Raw genomic sequence first — 1,835 nt, forward strand, 5'->3', positions numbered from 1 at the left:
CTAATGGGGCTTCGCCCCAGCCCGACGAGCCATGTGTGGCGGTCGAGGTAGTTGAAGTGACTCCGGTCGGAACAAGACGGTGACCGTGTGGTCCCGTAATTGACCGCCTACTGGCAGTGGTTGGCCTGCTGGCCGACGTCCGACCGGAGCCTTGTCATGACGCTACCCCGCACCGTCGCCGATGTCCTGGCCACGCATGTGGTCTTCGAGATCGAATCGATCGACCGGCTGTACCTGAACGTCTACCAGCCGCGGTTGCAGCACCCACGGGCGCTGGTCGGGTACGTGCACCAGCAACTGGGACTGCCGATCGCCTCCACCGCGCCGCTGGGCAAGGTCAGCGAACGCTTCGAGGCGGCCATCCACGCCTTCGCTCGCGAGCACCACGTTCCGATGCTGCACCTGGCCAAGGGCGTCCGCAAGGACGATGTCATGCACGAGCACCTGGCCCGGTTCGAGGCGGCCGGAGGCGTCGAGGGGATGTTGTTCATCGGACGGGCCCAGCAAAAGACCCCGGTGTTTCGCACCGAGAAGCGGCGGGACGCGGCCGGACAGTCCTACCCGTGGATCGTCAAGACCACCGCGATGGTCAACCACTGGTACTTCTACGCCGTGGACGCCGACTTCGGGCCGTTCTTCCTGCAGTTCGCGGGCTACTTCCCCTACAACGCCAAGCTGTGCCTCAACGGGCATGAGTACGCCAAACGGCAGGCGGCCCGGGCCGGCATCGGCTTCACCGCACTGGACAACGGGTTCGCCGCCACCCATGATCCGGCCGCCATCCAGCGCATCTGCGACCAGCTGGACGCCGCCCGGATCGACGCGCTGCTGCGTAAGTGGCTACGTCTGCTGCCGCACCCGTTCACCCCGGCCGACCGCGCCGCCGGCTACCGCTATGACATCTCCATCCTGCAGGCGGAATTCTCCCTGACCCAGGTGCTGGACCGGCCGGTTTCCGGCCGGATCTTCTTCGAGCAGGTCATCCGGGACAACCTCGGCATCGGCCGCCCCGACCAGGTCAGCCTCATCTTCCACCGGAAGGTCACCAGCCGGGCCCGCCGTCCCACGCCGGGGCATTTCCGCACCCGCGTCATCACCCACGGGGTCACCCCGAGCCTGCACGTGGACTACAAGTCCAGCCGGATCAAGCAGTACCACAAGGAAGGCAGGGCCCTGCGCACCGAGACCACCATCAACAACACCTACGACTTCAAGATCGGACGCGCGCTGACCAATCTGCCCGCACTACGGGAGATCGGCTTCTCCGCCAACCGACGCCTGCTGGGCGTCCAACGACTCAGCCACGACCCGATCACCGGCGCCGACGCGCTCCATGCCGTCTGCGACCCCATCGTGCGTCCCGACGGCCACCGGATCGCCGGGCTGCGCTTCACCGACCCCCGCGCCCAAGCCCTGCTCCACCTCTTGCTGATCTTCCGCCTGCACATCAACGGCTTCACCAACACCGACCTGCGAGAACTGTTAGCCGACGCGCTCGGCCGCCCGGCCATGACCACCAGTCAGGCCACCTACGACCTGCGCCGCCTGCGCCAGCACGGCCTCATCGAACGCATCCCGCGCACTCACCGCTACCGAGTCACCGATCCCGGCCTGCGGCACGCGATGTTCCTCACCGCCATCCACGACCAGGTCCTGACCACCGGGATGGCCGAACTCCGCCAGGAAAGCCGTCTCACCACCGCTACCCGCGCCTACCACCACGCCATCGACGACCTCAGCCGCCGCGCTGGAACCGCTGCCTGACCAGCGATCCCAGCTCAACATCCACAAACTTGACTCGATCTTCCCGGCTTCGCCGAATCAAGCCGGGCTAG

General features: G+C 66.7%; 1 protein-coding gene. It reads left to right on the top strand.

The window, feature by feature from the left end; genetic code table 11:
- The first annotated feature begins 156 nt into the window (after window positions 1-156).
- Entirely contained in the window at window positions 157-1,764 is a 1,608-nt protein-coding gene (locus tag ACFLIM_RS50105; RefSeq protein WP_393177993.1) for a hypothetical protein, read from the top strand.
- The last annotated feature ends 71 nt before the right edge of the window (window positions 1,765-1,835 follow it).

The sequence above is a fragment of the Nonomuraea marmarensis genome (genome assembly GCF_043197025.1).
Taxonomy (GTDB): Bacteria; Actinomycetota; Actinomycetes; order Streptosporangiales; family Streptosporangiaceae; genus Nonomuraea; species Nonomuraea marmarensis.

What these genes read in the sequence shown, in the direction of transcription:
- ACFLIM_RS50105 (WP_393177993.1), top strand. Translation starts at nt 157, where the DNA reads ATGACGCTACCCCGCACCGTCGCCGATGTCCTGGCCACGCATGTGGTC.